We start from the raw sequence: 17,705 nt of genomic DNA, 5'->3' as shown, positions 1-17,705 counted from the left end.
GTGTTGCTTGGTGTGCAACACCACTGTAAGGACAATTCATGCCTATTATTACTCTTCCTGACGGTAGCCAACGTCAATTTGATAACCCAATTTCTACAATGGATGTCGCTCTATCTATCGGTCCTGGTCTTGCTAAAGCAACGATTGCAGGTCGCGTTGATGGCGTTCGTGTTGATGCTTGTGATTTGATCGAAAACGATGCAAGTCTTGAAATCATCACGGTTAAAGACGAAGTTGATGGCTTAGAAATTGTTCGTCACTCTTGTGCTCACTTGCTTGGTCATGCTCTTAAGCAGCTATACCCAGAAGCAAAAATGGCGATTGGTCCTACGATCGACAGCGGCTTCTACTACGATATCGATGTAGAACAACCTCTATCTCAAGAAGATTTAGAAAAGATCGAAGCTCGCATGCAAGATTTGGCGAAAACCAAATATCAAGTTGTGAAAAAGAACGTTAGCTGGCAGGAAGCTCGCGATACATTTGAATCTCGTCAAGAACCATACAAGATGGAAATCTTAGATGAGAACGTATCTCGCGATGATCGTCCAGGTCTTTATCACCATGAAGAATACATCGACATGTGTCGTGGTCCACACGTACCGCACATGGGCTTCTGTCAACACTTTAAACTGTTGAACGTTGCTGGCGCATACTGGCGCGGTAACAGCGACAACAAGATGCTACAACGTATCTACGGTACTGCTTTCCACGATAAGAAAGCACTTAAGGCTCACCTAACTCGCCTTGAAGAAGCAGCGAAGCGTGACCACCGTAAGTTGGGTAAGCAGCTTGACCTGTTCCACATGCAGCAAGAAGCACCGGGTATGGTGTTCTGGCACCACAATGGTTGGTCAGTATTCCGTGATTTAGAAGTATTCATTCGTCAAAAACTGACTGAATACGGCTATCAAGAAGTGAAAGGTCCACTAATGATGGATCGCGTTCTATGGGAACGTTCTGGTCACTGGGACAAATATGCAGATGCAATGTTCACAACGTCTTCTGAGAACCGTGAATACGCTATTAAACCAATGAACTGTCCTGGTCACGTTCAAATCTTTAACCAAGGTTTGAAATCATACCGTGATTTGCCATTACGTATGGCTGAGTTCGGTTCATGTCACCGTAACGAACCATCAGGTTCCCTACACGGCATCATGCGTGTTCGTGGCTTCACTCAGGATGATGCTCACATCTTCTGTACTGAAGACCAAATTCAGCAAGAAGTAACATCGTGCATTAAGATGGTATATGACACATACACCACTTTTGGCTTCGATAACATTGCAGTAAAACTTTCTACACGTCCTGAACAGCGTGTAGGTAGCGATGAAATCTGGGATCGCTCTGAAGAAGCACTAAAACTTTCACTTGAAGCTATGGGCATTGCTTATGAGATTCAAGAAGGTGAAGGCGCATTCTACGGTCCGAAAATTGAGTTCACGCTACACGACTGTCTAGATCGCGCGTGGCAGTGTGGTACTGTTCAGCTTGATTTCAACCTACCTTCTCGCCTTGGTGCGACATATGTAGGTGAAAATAATGAGCGTTTAGTACCAGTAATGATTCACCGCGCTATTTTAGGCTCTCTTGAGCGCTTCATCGGTATTCTGATTGAAGAGTATGCTGGTTTCTTCCCAACTTGGTTGGCGCCAGAACAGGCTGTTGTCATGAATATTACTGACAAACAAGCTGATTACGCTCAAGAAGTAGCACAAAAGCTACAAAAAAGTGGCATTAGAGCAAAAGCGGACTTGAGAAATGAGAAGATAGGCTTTAAAATCCGCGAACATACTTTGAAGCGTGTACCGTATATGCTTGTTTGTGGCGACCAGGAAATGGAAGCTGGCGAAATTGCAGTACGTACTCGTAAGGGCAAAGACCTAGGCAAATTTAAGTTGGATGACTTTATTTCATACATCCACGCCGAAGTTGAAAGCCGTAAGCTTAATCTGGAGGAATAAACTATTAAAGGCGGAAGACGTGGCCAAGTTCCGGCCAAGCAGAACCAGCACCGTTTAAACGGTGAAATTCGTGGCGTTCGTGAAGTTCGTTTAACAGGCGCTGATGGTGAATCAGTTGGCGTTGTGTCAATCCAAGAAGCACTAGCTGCTGCCGAAGAAGCTGGTATGGATCTCGTAGAGATCAGCCCTAACGCCGAGCCACCAGTTTGTCGTGTGATGGACTATGGCAAGTTCCTCTTCGAGAAGAGTAAAGCTGCGAAAGAGCAGAAGAAGAAGCAAAAACAGATCCAGATTAAGGAAGTAAAATTCCGTCCTGGGACTGATATCGGAGACTATCAGGTAAAACTACGCAACCTGACCGGTTTCCTTGAAGAAGGCAACAAAGTGAAGGTAACAATTCGCTTCCGTGGCCGAGAAATGGCTCACCAAGAGATCGGTGTTGACGTTCTAAATCGTTTGAAAGAAGACACTGCAGAAATTGCTGTGGTTGAATCTTTCCCAACGAGAATTGAAGGTCGCCAAATGATCATGGTGCTTGCCCCTAAGAAGAAGTAATTAACGGCTTACAAGTAATGAACTTAGCCGCGTCCCTTTCAAGTAAAGGCACATGGCTGGGTTTTATTCGCCCTAATTACGTTGTTTATTAAACTACTACAATGCGGAGTTATTCATCATGCCTAAGATGAAAAACAACAAAGGTGCTGCTAAGCGTTTCAAGAAAACTGCTGGTGGTATTAAATACAAGCACGCGACTAAACGTCACATTCTGACTAAGCGTACTACTAAGAACAAGCGTCAACTACGTCCAAATGCAATCCTTCCTAAATGTGAAGTGGCTGCAGTACTACGTATGTTGCCATACGCTTAATTCTTTTTAGTTTATTTATCGTTTAGTTTAGGAGAAGCATAATGCCTCGCGTAAAACGTGGTGTACAAGCTCGTGCACGTCATAAGAAAGTTCTAAAACAAGCTAAAGGTTACTACGGAGCACGTTCACGTGTTTACCGCGTAGCTTTCCAAGCTGTTACAAAAGCTGGTCAATACGCATACCGTGACCGTCGTACTAAGAAACGTCAATTCCGTCAACTATGGATTGCACGTATCAATGCGGCATCTCGTCAAAATGGTCTATCTTACAGCCGTTTCATCAACGGTCTTAAGAAAGCATCTATCGAGATCGATCGTAAGATCCTTGCGGACATCGCAGTATTCGACAAAGCAGCATTTACTGTTTTAGTTGAAAAAGCGAAAGCTGCTCTTTAATTAGCAGTCAAGTTTTGAAAAAGGAGAGCATTAGCTCTCCTTTTTTTATGCCTGAAATTTGTGCTTGTATAAAATTTTTGTCGTGTTATTAGTATGTTAAATACTAGGAATGGGTTGCTAGTACCTTTATAAAAACGTCGATGAGGAAGAATAATGGAATTTTCATTGAGAAAAGCAGTTGAAACGGATGTCGAATTCCTGCTCGAGCTACGTGAAACCACTATGGGCCAGTACTTAAGAGAAGTTGGTATGCCTGCCGGCAGAGAAGCTTATCTTGAAAGAGTTCATTACGCCTTTGACCAAGCTGAAATTATCGTTATCAATGATGCTCCTGCTGGTTTGTTTAAAGCCCAATTCAATCCAGAAATCAACGAGTGGTATCTGGTTCAGATCCAACTTCATCCCGATTATCAAGGCAAAGGGATTGCACATCGTCTTATTTCAACGCTGATCAATAAAGCCGACTCATCAGGCTCAACGGTTGGTCTAAGTGTCATTAAAACGAATCCGGCGCAGCGACTCTATTCGAGACTTGGATTTGAGCGAGTAGGGGAAACGGATTTCGAGTACTTGATGCAATATACCCCCGCCAAAACAGCGTAAAGAATGACTCATATTGACCCTGTGACGCATTTGTCTCACACAAACTAACACTATGGAGAAATGTGTGATTACCATTCGAGACTACAGAGAAGAAGATGCTCCGACGCTTTGGGCTATCCATCACTACACGATCCGAAACATTAACGTCCGTGACTATTCTCAGGCGCAAATTGAAGCATGGGCTCCAGATAATTTAGACCTACATGTGTGGCAGAAGCGTGTGGATGCTTTGAACCCGTTTATTGCGACGATAGATGGTGTCATCGTGGGTTATACAGACTTGCAACTGGATGGATTAATTGACCATTTTTTCTGCCATCATGAGTTTCAGGGCAGAGGGGTTGGCAAGGCTCTTATGAATCATGTCTTTAATGTGGGAAAACAGAAAGATATCAAACGCTTCTATTCTCACGTCAGTATTACCGCTCGCCCATTTTACGAACGTACGGGATTTTCCGTTGCGAAAGAGCAACTGATGGAAGTGCGCGGTCAAAAACTCAAGAACTTCCTAATGATTAAAAACATCGATTAAGAATTAATCTTAGTTATTTCACCCTCTTTTTAGTTGAGTACAGTGAATTATGGAAAGCAGAAGCCAGTTGTTTCTGGAGCAGTACCTAAACTCCTTGCCTGTCGAATTAGCACAGCAATATACCTCTTTTAGTTGTGATTATTTTTGCGCGGATGAGTACAACGCGAATGTCTGTGCAGATTTGATTTTAAAGGGAGAGAAGACCGCATCGTGCAGTATGGATTATTGGTATAGCCACAAAGGCGAAACCAAGCCTGAAACAGGACATCTTCTGGTGGTGACAGACTGGGAAGGTGAGCCCAAATGTATTGTTGAAATAACTTCAGTTGAAAAATGTCGATATAAAGATGTTACTCAAGAATTCGCAGCAGCAGAAGGTGAAGGGGATAAAACTTTGGCTTGGTGGCGTGAAGCTCACTGGCATTTCTTCTCATTGGAATGTGAAGAGTTAGGCATTGAGCCAACTGAAGATATGCTTCTGGTCTTGGAGCGTTTTAAGGTGGTCTATCCTTAAGCTTATCAGGGGGAGTCACCACCGATCTTGGATATGGGCTAAGTATCTCGTCTGAATAAATAATAAGGAAAGAGTAGTGAAAATAGCCATACTGGATGATTACCAAAATGTGGTTAAAGCTCTGAATTGCTTTACGTTGCTCGCTCATCACGAAGTGACGGTTTTTACGCAGACGTATTCAGAGTCGGAGCTTGCCGCAAAGTTGATCGATGTCGAGGCGATTGTTCTTATTCGTGAACGCACCGTAATCACAGAGTCTCTGCTCAGTCAGCTACCCAATTTGAAGCTGATTAGCCAGACGGGAAAGGTCAGCAATCATATTGACCCGAATATGTGCACCAAGTTCGGTGTTGAAGTCTTAGAAGGGAGAGGTTCTCCTATCGCACCCTCTGAGCTTTGCTGGGCGCTCATAATGACCGCATCAAGGCACATACCGACCTATACACGCAACTTGCACAATAACGTGTGGCAAAGTTCAGACGGTCTGGGTTTAGGTCGAACTTTAAAAGGTTTGAAACTGGGTATCTGGGGGTATGGCAATATTGGGCAGCGCATTGCTCAGTATGCCAAGGCGTTTGAAATGTCTGTACTGGTATGGGGAAGCGAGAAGTCGCGCCTACTTGCCATTGAGCATGGCTTCGAAGCGGCAGAAACAAAACAAGCATTTTTTGCTGATTCGGATATCGTTTCTCTTCACTTACGACTTAATGATGTCACCCGATTTTGTGTTACCGAGGACGATCTTAAACGGATGAAGCCTGATTCGTTGTTTGTGAACATCAGCCGTGCCGAATTAGTAGTAGATTCGGCTTTGTATAACGAGTTACTAGCCGTTCCGACCAAGCGAGTCGCAGTCGATGTGTTTAATATCGAGCCTGCACTTCCTGACAATGAACCTCTGTTGACTCTGCCTAATGTCACCGCAACTCCGCATTTAGGCTATGTCGAGAAAAACAGCTATGAGCTCTACTTCCGTCTCGCTTTTGAAAACATCCTAAACTTTGTGAGAGATCGAGCTGAAATGAATTAACTAGCCATCGACGCATAGCTACGATCAACATTATTAAAAAGGAACATAATTTGCCTCATTGTATTATTGAACATGCTGCAACTATTCCAAACGACGAACTGAATCAAAGAGTATTTGCTGGTGCGATGGCATCGAATCTTTTTGCTCCCGATGGCAGTGATATTAAAGTCCGCAGTATTGCGTATGAGCATTATCAAACGGGTTCAAAGCGTGAAGATTTTATTCACGTGACAATACGTATTCTCTCTGGACGAAATGAAGAGAGTAAGATGAAGCTGTCGCATTCTGTGTTAGAGCAGTTAAAGTCTTTATCTCTTTCTGAGGCATCTTTGACGGTAGAGATCGTTGATATAGACAGAGGCAGTTATGCCAAGTGTTTAGTTTAACTAGTTATTGAGAACTATCAGGAGGTTTTATGACTGAAGCGAAGACAAAAACGTACAAAGGTTCATGCTTATGTTCGGCGGTGAAATTTGAACTCATCGGAGAGTTTCAGTCGTTTTTCCTCTGTCATTGTTCACGCTGCCAAAAAGATACAGGATCCGCACATGCTGCAAACTTGTTCGCGCCTTCAGCTAAGTTGGTTTGGACGCAGGGAGAAAACGATGTGAAAACGTATCTTCATCCCAACAGCAGACACGCCAAAAGTTTCTGCCGACACTGCGGTTCAGCATTACCTATGGTAGCGGACAGCATAAAGAGTGTCGTCGTTCCCGCTGGCAGTTTAGACGAGGCACCGTCCATATTGCCGACAGCAAAAATATTTGTAGGCAGTTGTGCAAGTTGGTCTAAAGACCTTTCAGACATTCCATCGTTTGAGACTTTCCCTAGTGCTTAATCACACAGAACACACAGTAGGATGTTTATGTCCTTCAATGTACCAGCAAGATCTTGGTTGTCACGAAATTGCCCCATTGTTCATTAAAGCGAAACCTCACTAGAAATTGATACCAGTGAGGTTTTATATATTTTCTTAAGACAATTTCTATAACGCTTCGGAAAACGTTACTAGATGTACGCGAGGTGATGCTGCATTCAAAGCCATTTTATGAATCATCGCATCTGTCGTTGTGCAACAATCTTCAATAATTGAAACTTTATATTTTTCTGCTTTCTTTGATATAGCGGTATGCGTAACGCAATTTTGTGTCATCATCCCGCATATCAGTAAGTCTTCAATATCAAACTTTTCCAGTAATTTATCTAAATGAGTTTGATAAAAGCTATCTGCATGCTGTTTCTGTATGACTTCTGCATTAGGGCACATCGCCATTATTTCTGGGTGGATATTCGCTCCTTCACTACCTTTTTCAAAGAAAGGTGCCATTCCTTTAGGGGCGGAAGATAAGTGTTGGATAAGAAAGACGGGAACATGCTTTTGGTTAGCTTTAGCAATTAATTCTTTAATATTTATCAGTATTTTATCTGTCTTCCATAATGGAAACTTACCATCTGGGAAGTAATCATTTTGTATGTCAATTACAAGTAATGCAGTTTTGTTCATTTTTGATCTCCTGTTTCTTTAACTTTTGGTTGAAGAAAAGTATGAGCGATTTGCTGTACTCTTTTTAGAGGCTAAAATGACATAAAAAAGGTTAAAAACGACAAGTTCGGAGGCAGTTATGACAAAAATATCCGTAGGAATTTGTGAGTATCCTTCAGCGTTGAAGTCTGCGGTTTATGGTCTTGAAGAAATGTTTTTACTTGCGAACCGAGTTTGTAGGGAACAAGGGATTGAGGTTTTATTTGAACCAGTCATTATTCCGCATGATGAGCTTATAGAGGATAGTTTTACAGTTGTTTTGCTACCGCCAGCTTCAATAGATGATTATTACTTAGTCCCTGAAGCCAAACTTATTGAATGGCTTAGAAAGCAGTATTCCCAAGGCGCAGTTCTATCATCTGCTTGTGCGGGGGGATTTATTTTGGCCGCAACTAACTTACTTGGTAAAAGAGAAGTGACAACTCATTGGGCGCTAGCAGAAACATTTACACGAATGTTTACGGAGATTCCTCTTAACAGCAATAAGATATTGGTCGATCACGGTGACATAATTACGGCGGGCGGGATGATGTCTTGGCTGGATCTCGGGTTTGAGCTGGTCTCTAAATATTCGTCTCCTAGGGTTGTACGCCAACTTGGTAAAACACTTGTTGTCGACACCGCGCAGAGAGAACAGAGCTATTATCAACAGTTCAAACCATCGTTCGCTCATGGTGATTTGGTGATAGTTTCGGTTCAACAAATAATGCATCAGAGTTATACGGAACAGTTGTCGATACAGCAAGTAGCAAAGCTGGCAAACCTTACTGAACGTACTATGCAAAGGCGATTCCTAAAGGCCACAGGTTACAACCCAAATCAGTATTTGCAGCGTCTCAGAGTACAGAATGCATGTGACTACCTGGAAAGTACAAAACGTTCATTTGAATGGATAGCTAACCAAGTCGGCTACGAAGATATCAGTGCATGTCGAAAGGTCTTTATCAATATTGTTGGATTAACTCCACGAGAGTTTCGAAAGAGATTTTCCTGATTCAGATTTTCAAGATTCAAACTCAGCCTCTTATGGCTGAATTGATTTTGTTCAAATGCTTGCTGCGTGCCCGATTTGGGATAGTAGCGCCTTAGTCTAATCACCCTAAATCGTTTGTGACCCATTTGTCAGTCAGTGCAAATGACTACTCCACGAAGTTAATGAAATCTTGACCAAAAGAACTTATCCAATGGGTTTTGGCATATTTATAGTTGTTGGCTTATTCGCAAAGCTAATGCCTGCTAGAGGTTTCTATTTCGTACAAACTGCTTTGGAGTCATTCGCGCAATCTGCTTACATTCTCTAGTCATGTGCGCTTGATCGGCAAAGCCCTGATCCAGCGCCAGATCCGACAAAGCAACATCTGGTTGCGCTCGAAGCTGTTCTAAAGTCTGTTTCACTCGTTTAATACGTTGGTAATGTTTGGGCGTAATCCCTAACCATTTTTGAAAATTACGTTCTCTCTGCCGCTGACTGATCGTCCCTAGTGGTTCGTCAATAATATGGCCGACTTCCTGAGGCTCGCATTCTGCGATCAGAGTTTGTATCCAGCGATATAACGCAGAAATTCTTGCCGACGGCGAACGCGTTGCTTGCAGATATGCAAATGTTGGAAGCGTCGAATAAGCCAGAGAGTGGTCATTTTCAATCCGCAACGGCTGTTCTAAGCGTTGACCAAACAACTGATATCCAACAGCTGGATGAAAGCGTACACCGGCCATCACTGCGCCCGGTGGAAGAGTGACATGATGTGCAATAGTGCTGACTGGCAGTAGCAGAACCCCCGATTCTTGCCACTCGTTGTCGATCTGCACTTCATTTTGCAAAATGAACACCACGCCTGTGCCAGCGTCGCTAAGTAGTTGCTTACGCACGGTTTGTGCTGTGTCTGGCTTTACGGAAACCGACCAGATTGCCTGAACATAACCAGCTAGCATCCTTTGTGGTTTGAAAATCTCAAATTCTAAATTCAAACGGATTATCCTTCTTAACCTCAACTTAAATAAGAAAGTTGTATAGACTCACTTCCATCGTTTTAATTTAAGTTGAGGTGCAAGCAGTGGCGTACGCTTCAAAACAGCCGGAGTGGAATTACTTTGGCTGATACACTCCGACCTGCGGCTTAAATGCCTTCACTATTCTGTTCCAACTGTTGATGGCATTGACTGCAATAGTCAGATTGACCATAGCTGTTTCTCCAAAGGTATTCAAGGTAAGCTCATAAGCATCATCATCTACTGGCATACCCGCTGTCAGCAGTTCAGCCCAGCTCAGTGCAACGCGTTCTGCATCGCTATAGAGCGGCATGTCTTTCCATGCACTGAGTCCCCATATACGTTCAGGCTTTTCACCCAGTTTAAGAGCGTCTTTACTATGCATATCGATACAAAATGCACACTGATTGATTTGCGAAACACGCAGTTTAACCAGTTCCCATATCGTCATGTTCATGGTGTCTGACTGGTGAAATTGCTCGTGGAAGTAAGCTTCCTGAGCATACAAAATGTTGATTGCCTTTGGTGCTATGTCAATGTAGTTGAGTCGTTTTTGCATGGTCTTTCTCCCTTGTTTTTTCACATGATAAAAAACGCGTTTAGCAAAAGATTGAAGATTTTCGACATATGCTTGAGCAAGCTAGACGCGCGGCTGAGATATGTTCTCAGCCAACCGACGTAGTAGGAGCAAATGAATAAGCTGGAGCAGTTGACCTAGCTCGCTTGTGGGCCAGCCTTTCTATTCAAGCCATCGCGGCCTAACTATAGATATCTCTGTACTCTATACTTTGTTAAACTCCGCCCTTTGATGAGCAAGGTCCCTAAAATGATGACTGACGAAGAGAGAATCGAACTGCAACAAAACAACCCTTTGCACGGGTTAAAGCTAGAGACTATGTTGCAAGAGTTGGTGGATTTTTATGGCTGGGACATTCTAGATACAGCCATGCGTTTTAATTGCTTTAATACCAAGCCTTCGATTGCAAGTAGCGTGAAGTATTTAAAGAAAACCGACTGGGCGAGAGAAAAGTTAGAAAACTTTTACCTTTATCGTTTTAAGCGCATGCCACGCGCAAGTGAAGAAGAATACAATTTGCCACCAAGAGCTCGTACTTTCCCTCATGGTCTTGAACCTAAAGAGCCGATGCCGCTAACTGTTGACTCTATTCTCAACTCACAAGCGAAAGCAGCATCTGAATTTAAAAAACGCTCACCTCGCGGACGTCCGACACGTCGCTAGTACACTTCCTTGGAAAGCAATAGAGCCCTGCTGACGGAACCAGCAAGGCTCTATTGTTCTTTAAATGGGTCAGCGGCAGATGTGTCCAAGAAATTTTCGCAATGAAACTAACTTGTGGTTTAAGTCTTCTACTGATTGCGCGTTTTCTTGTTTTTACCCGTACCTGCTGGCTTTGCCCGTGGCTTCATTGGTAAAAAGTATGCTTCACTTTGATCGTCATTCACTTCAAAGCCCTCGACCTGTTCGCGTTCAAGCTGGAACTTATTTTTCTTTTCTATCACTTTAAAATGGTGGTAGTCATCATAATCGATAAGAGATAGGCCCAGACCCACTTCGCCCGCTCGGCCACTACGCCCGATTCGATGCATATAGTCAGCAGGACTACGCGGAAGATCGAAGTTAATCACCACTGGCAGTTTTTCAATATCAAGACCGCGAGCAGCGATATCAGTAGCAATTAGTACTTGAATCTCACCAGACTTGAAACCCTCAAGGACACGAGTACGCGCACCTTGTCCTTTATCACCATGGAAAACTTCCGCAGTGATGCCTCGTTTTGACAGTTTTTGCGCTAAGTGGTTACAGGCAATCTTAGCATTAACAAAGATTAAAGTTTGTCGCCATTGATGCTGTTTGATTAGATGGGCGAGTACCGCAGTTTTCTCACCTTTATTCACACTAAACACGCGTTGTACCAACGTGCTAGCTTCGGCACTCTGCAGCTGAACTTCAACAGGATCGTTAAGTAAGTGCTGAGCCAAAGCTGTGACTTTGTCAGGGAAAGTGGCAGAAAATAGCAGTGTCTGTTTCTTCTTTGGTAGTAAGGCAAGAATCTTATTGAGTTCTTCTGTAAATCCCAAGCTCAACATACGGTCGGCTTCATCGAGCACGAGCGTTTTTACTTGGTCTAACTTAATCGCGTTACTCGATACCAGATCAAGTAGTCGTCCTGGCGTTGCAACAACGATGTCACTACCACCACGCAGTGCTAGCATTTGAGGGTTCACTGATACGCCACCAAATACGGCAACCGTTTTGATTATATCTCTAAGATGATATGAGTAGGATTTGACACTGTATGCTACCTGTGATGCCAGTTCACGAGTAGGAACCAAAATTAAATGAGAAACGAAGTTGCCACGACGATCATTTGATTCACCTTGCTGAAGAATTTTCTGCAGAATTGGCAGCGAGAAAGCGGCAGTTTTACCTGAGCCTGTATTGGCCCCACCTATCATATCCCGCCCGGCAAGAACATGAGGGATTGCATGAGATTGAATAGGTGTGGGTTGGTTATATTCTAATGCTTCTAGTCTCTCGACTAAGGTAGGAATCAGGCCAAGATCGGCGAATGTCGCTTGCTGTGTTTTGTCTGTCATTACGAAGAGTGGCTCAGTACTGGGTAAAGGCCGTGTATTTTATGCTATTTAACACGAGGGTGTTAGCGATAATAAACCAACTAGATTATTGACTGTCGCAACAGAACGCTGGTAATCCCTACCAGAAATAACCTAGCTATCGCTAGTGGCAGATCGCGTAATACCTCTGCGCGGAATCTCCCATTAACACGCGTTGTACAACAAACTACGTTTGACCATGTAGTTAAAATAGACGGAGACTGTTTAGGGATGTTTGGAACATTCCACTACTTAAGAAAGTAATCAAAGGGCTATTTAAAAATGGTTAACCCGCAAGAAAAAACTATCTCAATAGACTTTGCTTATATAGGTGGAAAAACGGGTGGTATGTGCAAATTGATGGTATCGCGTATATAGGGAATTGAACTTGAGAGTGTCTATCTTCGTTTCAGCCAGTTCGGGCTGAAGCATTTCTGCCTCATTCCGCGTTAACGAAGATATCTCCTTAATCTGGGCGTAAGGCTATTTTGAGTAAATTTAGCTAATCCATGGTAAAGGCTGCTACTTACTAACACTCTGACTAAAAATTGAAGTGACTAAATAAACGAGGCATGATGGTTACAATCTAACCGGTTCGTTTTGTAACGTTCCAGAAAAATGCTTAGATTTATGGAGATTAAATAATGGACTATTTGTTATTTGTACTGATATGCATTGTAGCCACATTTACGCCCGGCCCAGCAGTTTTTCTAGCTGTAAAGAATACCGCTATCTACGGATTAAAAAAGGCACTTTCGGGTATGTTTGGCAACGTGTTGGCTATGTTGAGTATGGCTGCATTATCGGCTGCGGGATTGAGTACGGTGATTCTCACTTCCGAATATCTGTATTTGGCTATAAAAATACTAGGTGGTTCGTACCTTATTTATCTTGGAATTCAGTATTGGATTTCTGATAAAAGTAAAGTTATTACCGATGGAATTTATACTACTAATAAAAGCAACCTTCGCTTATTTTTAGAGTCCTACCTTGTAGGAGTAACAAATCCCAAAGCAATCGCATTTTACACAGCTTTATTTCCTCAGTTTTTAGACGTAGAACAACCAATTATGCAGCAATTTTTTGCGCTTTCGCTGACGTTTGCTTGTTTTTCTTTCTCAGCTCTTTTTTCTTATGCTCTTGTTACCTCTAAATTTTCAAGTTTGTTCTCCAGAAGTCATTTGAGCAGATTAATTAACAGGGCTGCGGGTACAATATTTATTGGCTTTGGTATCTCATTGCTATCGAGCAATAAAGCATAGCTAGGCATTTAAATCACGTTTTTCTCGTTTGAGAAAGTCCAGTATTACCGCTAAGCGTTTTTAATTCATAGATGTCTAACGCTGAGCCAGTTGATCAGGCTAGCTCATATTTGCCCCTTTGTGTGTTAGCGTAAACATTAGTTCGCATTCTGTTATTTGGTGTTTGATCTATAAGAAGTCATCCTTGTAAAAAGTAAAGGCCTGATGTTAGTAGTCGTATTTACTTGCCCTTATTAATGAGCTAGCCAATCGCTCTATTGGAGAGATAAATCTAACCCAGTTATTATTTTTTCAAATCAATCTAGAGCATAGGTGACGCGGGAACCTCACTCATACCAATATCTTTTATATATTTCTCAGGGAGTTTGTTCAGTGCCACTTTTAGCGCATTAAAGCACACTGGGTCGATGGCTGTACCCACATTTTCTTCCATGATTTCTAACGTTTTCGGAATCGGAATGGCGCTTCGATACGGGCGCTCAGCCGTAATAGCATCAAAGATATCAGCGGTGGTAATAATCCGCGTCATCATAGAAATTTCATCTGCAAGCAGTCCGTCGGGGTAGCCTGTACCATCTAATTTTTCATGATGAGCCGCTGCCATTTTGGCAAATTGTTTTAGGGGAGATATCTTATCGATGATCTCTCTGGTAAACACTGCGTGATTTTGTATCTGTGCCCACTCGTCATCATCCAATTTTCCTGGTTTATCTAAGATAGTGTTACTTACCCCAAGTTTGCCGAGATCATGTAACAGTGCCGCACGTTTTAGCCAGCGTCGATCTTCTTGGTCTAAATTGAGTTCTTCAGCAATGAGCGTACTGAAAACAGCTACTCTGGAACTGTGTCCGGAGGTAAAAGGACTCTTAGCATCGATGATTTTGCCAAAGGCAGTTACTATTCGATCAAAATAGTCATCATCTAGTGGAATCATCGCTTGGGCGGGAGACATGGCAAGCACAAAAGGGACTATGGATGGTGCATTAAGTGCCTTAATAAAATCAGGACTGCCTTTCAACTGTTTAGAGATGGCCACTAAGTTTGGGTCCAGCCAGTTTCCAGAACGACTTTCTAGTTCAGCAAATGCACTATTCAAGTCATGTTCACGTTGAAAAACATCCATCACTTGAGCAAGAAGAGCAATTCTTGAAAACAATGGAATTTGATCATACATCAATCCATCAGGACGCCCTGAGCCATCCCAGTGCTCATCCAAATGTTTGATGCCCTGTGCTACATTTTCACTGAACAAAAGCTCACGAGCAACGTCTGCGCCTTTGGTACAACGTGTTTGAATCAGTTCTTGTGCGTAATCTGTGCCATTTTTCAAAATATCAATCGTGGTCGAGATACGCTTGCGCCAATGTTCTCCTGAACCTGCATTTTTTAAGACGAAATTAATCGCACTGGTCAGGCTAGTACCGACCGTTTTATAACGTTGTTTAAAAATGAGATCATCTGTGGCGTAAAGCTCACAAATACGCGCAGCATTGCTACTGCAGCCAGCGTCCTTGAGAAGTAACGTAAAATAAAGATCATGAAGCTCTGATGATGAAAGGTTCATTCGTTCACCAATATGCATTCCAATCCAGCAGCAACGCATACTGTGTTCATAGGGCTGCCCCTCTGTCATGTCTAATGCTACTGTCAGTGAAGAAATCAGCTCGGCTAGGGGCATATTGAGATTCGAACCTTGTAGTAACATCGCACTCTACTTATCAATATTTAAACAAAAATTATAGTGCAACCTTACACTCTAATCTAATGACAAATAACAACAAAAATACTGTGGTGGATGAGTAATTTTGACCCGTTAGAAAGGGGGCGCAATATCTCAAATAAAACCTCTAACGCTTAGCTAGTAAAGGCGCTAACAAACTTCTGTCCCAAAATGTGACAAAACAAAAAGGTCGGTTGTGTGTGATCACCGAGCGATTCTGTCGGCCAAAAGGTAGTCTGTAACATTCAGCAGCAGAAAAGTTCTAATCTTCAATGTCACAGTTTTAAACTTTACTGTCAGAGTTTCAGTCTTAGTTGTTCACCGACAAAAATACCCTAATGGTAAATCGAGCTATCTCGACAAGGTATTGTGGCAAAAACCTATGATGGGCAATCATGTTTGATGATTTTAAGGGACAAAGAAGAGTAAAAGTGGTTTCGTATAATGGCTTAGCTATGATATTGATGCGTATAGACTAGGCTTAGCTGAAACGCTAAATCAGAAACTTTAACCTCATTCACCATTATGGCTTATGAGAATGAGCTGGAAGGAAACCTTATGATTAATATTGCTTTTTTTAGTACGAAGTCTTACGACCAAGTGAGTTTTGAGCAAGTAAAAAACCGTGAAGATATATCCTATCATTTTCATGATTTTTTACTCACCAGCAAAACCGCACAAATTGCACAGGGTTGCGAGGTGGTGTGTGCTTTCGTTAATGACGATTTGTCCCGCGAGGTTATCGAGCAATTGGCGAGTTATGGCGTGAAAATGATTGCCATGCGCTGTGCGGGTTTTAACAACGTCGATTTAGAAGCTGCTAAAGAGTTCAATATTGCAGTTGCACGCGTACCAGCCTATTCACCAGAGGCGATCGCTGAACATGCAGTTGGGTTAATGATGACTTTAAACCGACGTTTTCATAAGGCCTATCAACGTACAAGAGAAGCAAATTTTTCGCTAGAAGGTCTCGTCGGTTTTAATTTTCATGGTAGGACAGCGGGCATCATTGGTACTGGGAAAATTGGCTTAGCCACGATAAGAATCTTAAAAGGCCTTGGAATGAATGTGTTGTGCTACGACCCTTTCCCAAGCGACATTGCTCGAGAAATTGGTGCCAGCTATTGCAGCTTGAATGATTTAATTGAACAGTCTGATGTCATTTCACTTCACTGCCCGATGACACCAGATAATTACCACCTTCTGGATAAAGCAGCCTTTGATAATATGAAGCATGGCGTGATGATCATTAATACTAGTCGTGGAGAGTTATTAGATTCCTCTGCTGCAATTGAGTCACTTAAAGAAGGACATATCGGGGCACTTGGTCTTGATGTCTATGAAGCTGAAAAAGATCTATTCTTCCAAGATAAATCGAATGATGTCATCGTGGATGATGTATTCCGCAGGCTGTCAGCCTGCCACAACGTTATTTTCACTGGGCATCAAGCTTTTCTAACCTCCGATGCACTAGATAATATTGCTGTAACCACATTAAATAATATTGACGCATTCATCCATTCAAAACCGAGCTCAAATTTTTTGTAGACATGTTTTTTATTTTACGGGTCGCTTTAATTGTTTAAATACACTGAATAAATCATTTCACCTAGATACCGGTTTAATGGGCTCGGAGCTGTTTTTTGATGATTAAGGCTCTATATAGCATGTAATTCAAATGCTCCATTACTGTGCAACTCGACCATCGGATAAAAGTGGTGGTCGGTTCGTTTTGGGATATCTGAAGTTATCTGAAGGCTTGATTATGCGAGATACTCCCAACACTTTTTTGTCTAAAGTCGTTTTAAAAGGTTTTATACTTGTTCCTGAAGCGGATTTGGATGCCGTTAAACAAGAATTGATCAATCACAAAAGGCTGACGCTGCAAGAACAAGGATGCTTAGTCTTTGATGTGGTTGAAAACTCTGATAACCCTTTACGGTTTGATGTTTATGAAGAGTTTTTAGATAAAGCTTCGTTTGAATATCATCAGCAGCGTGTTAAAGCGTCTTATTGGGGTGAAGTTACGCGAAATGTCGAGCGTTACTATGAGATTGTTGAATAATTTCCTGGGGAATTCTGAGATAGATAAGGTCTTGTTTGACCTTTCTGTTAAACTGCCCCTCCAATTTTTCTGTTACTGAGAAGCACCAAATGAGCCAACCGCAAGCTAACAATCCATTACACGGTCTAACCCTAGAGAAAATTCTCACTCAGTTGGTCGAACACTATGGCTGGGAAGGTTTAGATGCTGAAATTCATTTGAATTGTTTTTATAACGATCCTTCAATCAAATCATCGCTGAAGTTTTTACGCCGCACTCAATGGGCGAGAGACAAGGTAGAAGCTCTTTATATTCGAACCTTCAGTTAAGACATCTGCTAATGGACTTAATGTGATTGGGTAACGTACCTATATGACTTCGTCAATGGGTTTTGATGCAGGTAAGCGCGGGTCTTGATTCCTCCTACGTTCATAATTCACGGCATGCTTCTTACCTTGGCGTCGTTCAATGACGATCCTGCGCTCAGCTTGATATACACCATCAACCAAGACGGTTTCCGTGATGTAAGGCATCTTCAGTTTTTCCACCATAAAGCGGTCCTCACTACTTATGAGATCACAAGCATAGTTGAGGTTAAGGT

General features: G+C 42.4%; 22 protein-coding genes. 16 read left to right on the top strand and 6 right to left on the bottom strand.

Annotated features, from left to right (window positions below):
• Positions 1–38: 38 nt before the first annotated feature.
• The 10 genes from thrS to P4S58_RS19590 all read left to right on the top strand — a co-directional run bounded on the left by thrS (position 39) and on the right by P4S58_RS19590 (position 6,747).
• Positions 39–1,967: a threonine--tRNA ligase gene (gene thrS, locus P4S58_RS19635; RefSeq protein WP_042485680.1), complete on the top strand. Its 1,929-nt coding sequence runs from the start codon at positions 39–41 to the stop codon at positions 1,965–1,967.
• 3 nt (positions 1,968–1,970) lie between these two features.
• A complete protein-coding gene (gene infC / locus P4S58_RS19630; RefSeq protein ID WP_081878709.1) occupies positions 1,971–2,522 on the top strand; it encodes a translation initiation factor IF-3 in 552 nt (183 codons plus the stop codon).
• 118 nt (positions 2,523–2,640) lie between these two features.
• The gene (gene rpmI / locus P4S58_RS19625; RefSeq protein ID WP_042485685.1) at positions 2,641–2,835 is read left to right on the top strand and encodes a 50S ribosomal protein L35; all 195 of its coding nucleotides are present in this window, start codon (positions 2,641–2,643) and stop codon (positions 2,833–2,835) included.
• A 41-nt stretch (positions 2,836–2,876) separates the two neighbouring features.
• On the top strand, positions 2,877–3,230 hold the full coding sequence (gene rplT / locus P4S58_RS19620) for a 50S ribosomal protein L20 (protein ID WP_042485688.1): 354 nt from the start codon (positions 2,877–2,879) through the stop codon (positions 3,228–3,230).
• A 153-nt stretch (positions 3,231–3,383) separates the two neighbouring features.
• Positions 3,384–3,833: a GNAT family N-acetyltransferase gene (locus tag P4S58_RS19615; RefSeq protein ID WP_042485691.1), complete on the top strand. Its 450-nt coding sequence runs from the start codon at positions 3,384–3,386 to the stop codon at positions 3,831–3,833.
• A 64-nt stretch (positions 3,834–3,897) separates the two neighbouring features.
• Positions 3,898–4,365 carry a GNAT family N-acetyltransferase gene (locus P4S58_RS19610; RefSeq protein WP_337165296.1) on the top strand — a complete coding sequence of 156 codons (468 nt, stop codon included), beginning with the start codon at positions 3,898–3,900 and terminating at the stop codon, positions 4,363–4,365.
• A 49-nt stretch (positions 4,366–4,414) separates the two neighbouring features.
• Entirely contained in the window at positions 4,415–4,879 is a 465-nt protein-coding gene (locus P4S58_RS19605; protein WP_042485697.1) for an ASCH domain-containing protein, read from the top strand.
• 76 nt (positions 4,880–4,955) lie between these two features.
• Positions 4,956–5,909, top strand: coding sequence for a D-2-hydroxyacid dehydrogenase family protein (locus tag P4S58_RS19600; RefSeq protein ID WP_337165294.1), 954 nt, complete (start codon positions 4,956–4,958; stop codon positions 5,907–5,909).
• A 50-nt stretch (positions 5,910–5,959) separates the two neighbouring features.
• A complete protein-coding gene (locus P4S58_RS19595) occupies positions 5,960–6,295 on the top strand; it encodes a 5-carboxymethyl-2-hydroxymuconate Delta-isomerase (protein WP_102969308.1) in 336 nt (111 codons plus the stop codon).
• A 29-nt stretch (positions 6,296–6,324) separates the two neighbouring features.
• Positions 6,325–6,747, top strand: a complete 423-nt coding sequence (locus P4S58_RS19590; protein ID WP_042485707.1) for a GFA family protein — start codon at positions 6,325–6,327, stop codon at positions 6,745–6,747.
• Positions 6,748–6,894: 147 nt separating this feature from the next.
• Here P4S58_RS19590 and P4S58_RS19585 read toward each other — a convergent pair whose 3' ends face one another.
• Positions 6,895–7,413: a cysteine hydrolase family protein gene (locus tag P4S58_RS19585; protein ID WP_102969309.1), complete on the bottom strand. Its 519-nt coding sequence runs from the start codon at positions 7,411–7,413 to the stop codon at positions 6,895–6,897.
• Between the two features lie 118 nt (positions 7,414–7,531).
• Here P4S58_RS19585 and P4S58_RS19580 point away from each other — a divergent pair, with 118 nt between their 5' ends.
• Entirely contained in the window at positions 7,532–8,446 is a 915-nt protein-coding gene (locus P4S58_RS19580; RefSeq protein ID WP_337165292.1) for a GlxA family transcriptional regulator, read from the top strand.
• 242 nt (positions 8,447–8,688) lie between these two features.
• Here P4S58_RS19580 and P4S58_RS19575 read toward each other — a convergent pair whose 3' ends face one another.
• Complete coding sequence (locus P4S58_RS19575; RefSeq protein WP_337165290.1) at positions 8,689–9,420, bottom strand: helix-turn-helix domain-containing protein; 732 nt, start codon at positions 9,418–9,420, stop codon at positions 8,689–8,691.
• Between the two features lie 118 nt (positions 9,421–9,538).
• Entirely contained in the window at positions 9,539–10,000 is a 462-nt protein-coding gene (locus tag P4S58_RS19570) for a carboxymuconolactone decarboxylase family protein (RefSeq protein ID WP_042485784.1), read from the bottom strand.
• 267 nt (positions 10,001–10,267) lie between these two features.
• Between P4S58_RS19570 and P4S58_RS19565 the strand changes: the two genes are divergently transcribed.
• Positions 10,268–10,681: a VF530 family DNA-binding protein gene (locus tag P4S58_RS19565; RefSeq protein ID WP_042485787.1), complete on the top strand. Its 414-nt coding sequence runs from the start codon at positions 10,268–10,270 to the stop codon at positions 10,679–10,681.
• Positions 10,682–10,809: 128 nt separating this feature from the next.
• Here P4S58_RS19565 and P4S58_RS19560 read toward each other — a convergent pair whose 3' ends face one another.
• Positions 10,810–12,060 carry a DEAD/DEAH box helicase gene (locus P4S58_RS19560; protein ID WP_337165288.1) on the bottom strand — a complete coding sequence of 417 codons (1,251 nt, stop codon included), beginning with the start codon at positions 12,058–12,060 and terminating at the stop codon, positions 10,810–10,812.
• Positions 12,061–12,722: 662 nt separating this feature from the next.
• Here P4S58_RS19560 and P4S58_RS19555 point away from each other — a divergent pair.
• Positions 12,723–13,340, top strand: coding sequence for a LysE family translocator (locus P4S58_RS19555; RefSeq protein ID WP_042485793.1), 618 nt, complete (start codon positions 12,723–12,725; stop codon positions 13,338–13,340).
• Positions 13,341–13,641: 301 nt separating this feature from the next.
• Here the strand turns inward: P4S58_RS19555 and P4S58_RS19550 are convergent, their stop codons facing one another.
• On the bottom strand, positions 13,642–15,045 hold the full coding sequence (locus P4S58_RS19550) for an HD-GYP domain-containing protein (RefSeq protein ID WP_102985781.1): 1,404 nt from the start codon (positions 15,043–15,045) through the stop codon (positions 13,642–13,644).
• A 573-nt stretch (positions 15,046–15,618) separates the two neighbouring features.
• Here P4S58_RS19550 and P4S58_RS19545 point away from each other — a divergent pair.
• The 3 genes from P4S58_RS19545 to P4S58_RS19535 all read left to right on the top strand — a co-directional run bounded on the left by P4S58_RS19545 (position 15,619) and on the right by P4S58_RS19535 (position 17,433).
• Positions 15,619–16,608: a 2-hydroxyacid dehydrogenase gene (locus P4S58_RS19545; RefSeq protein WP_337165286.1), complete on the top strand. Its 990-nt coding sequence runs from the start codon at positions 15,619–15,621 to the stop codon at positions 16,606–16,608.
• A gap of 241 nt (positions 16,609–16,849) precedes the next feature.
• Positions 16,850–17,125: a putative quinol monooxygenase gene (locus P4S58_RS19540; protein WP_337165847.1), complete on the top strand. Its 276-nt coding sequence runs from the start codon at positions 16,850–16,852 to the stop codon at positions 17,123–17,125.
• A gap of 89 nt (positions 17,126–17,214) precedes the next feature.
• Positions 17,215–17,433: a VF530 family DNA-binding protein gene (locus P4S58_RS19535; protein ID WP_042485806.1), complete on the top strand. Its 219-nt coding sequence runs from the start codon at positions 17,215–17,217 to the stop codon at positions 17,431–17,433.
• A gap of 39 nt (positions 17,434–17,472) precedes the next feature.
• Here the strand turns inward: P4S58_RS19535 and P4S58_RS19530 are convergent, their stop codons facing one another.
• Entirely contained in the window at positions 17,473–17,655 is a 183-nt protein-coding gene (locus P4S58_RS19530; protein ID WP_102954230.1) for a hypothetical protein, read from the bottom strand.
• Positions 17,656–17,705: the final 50 nt, after the last annotated feature.

It is taken from the genome of Vibrio sp. Hal054, assembly GCF_037162405.1.
In the GTDB taxonomy this organism is placed as follows: Bacteria; Pseudomonadota; Gammaproteobacteria; order Enterobacterales; family Vibrionaceae; genus Vibrio; species Vibrio diazotrophicus.
The sequence above is the reverse complement of the archived record's forward strand: the minus strand, read 5'-3'. Positions and strand labels throughout refer to the sequence as shown.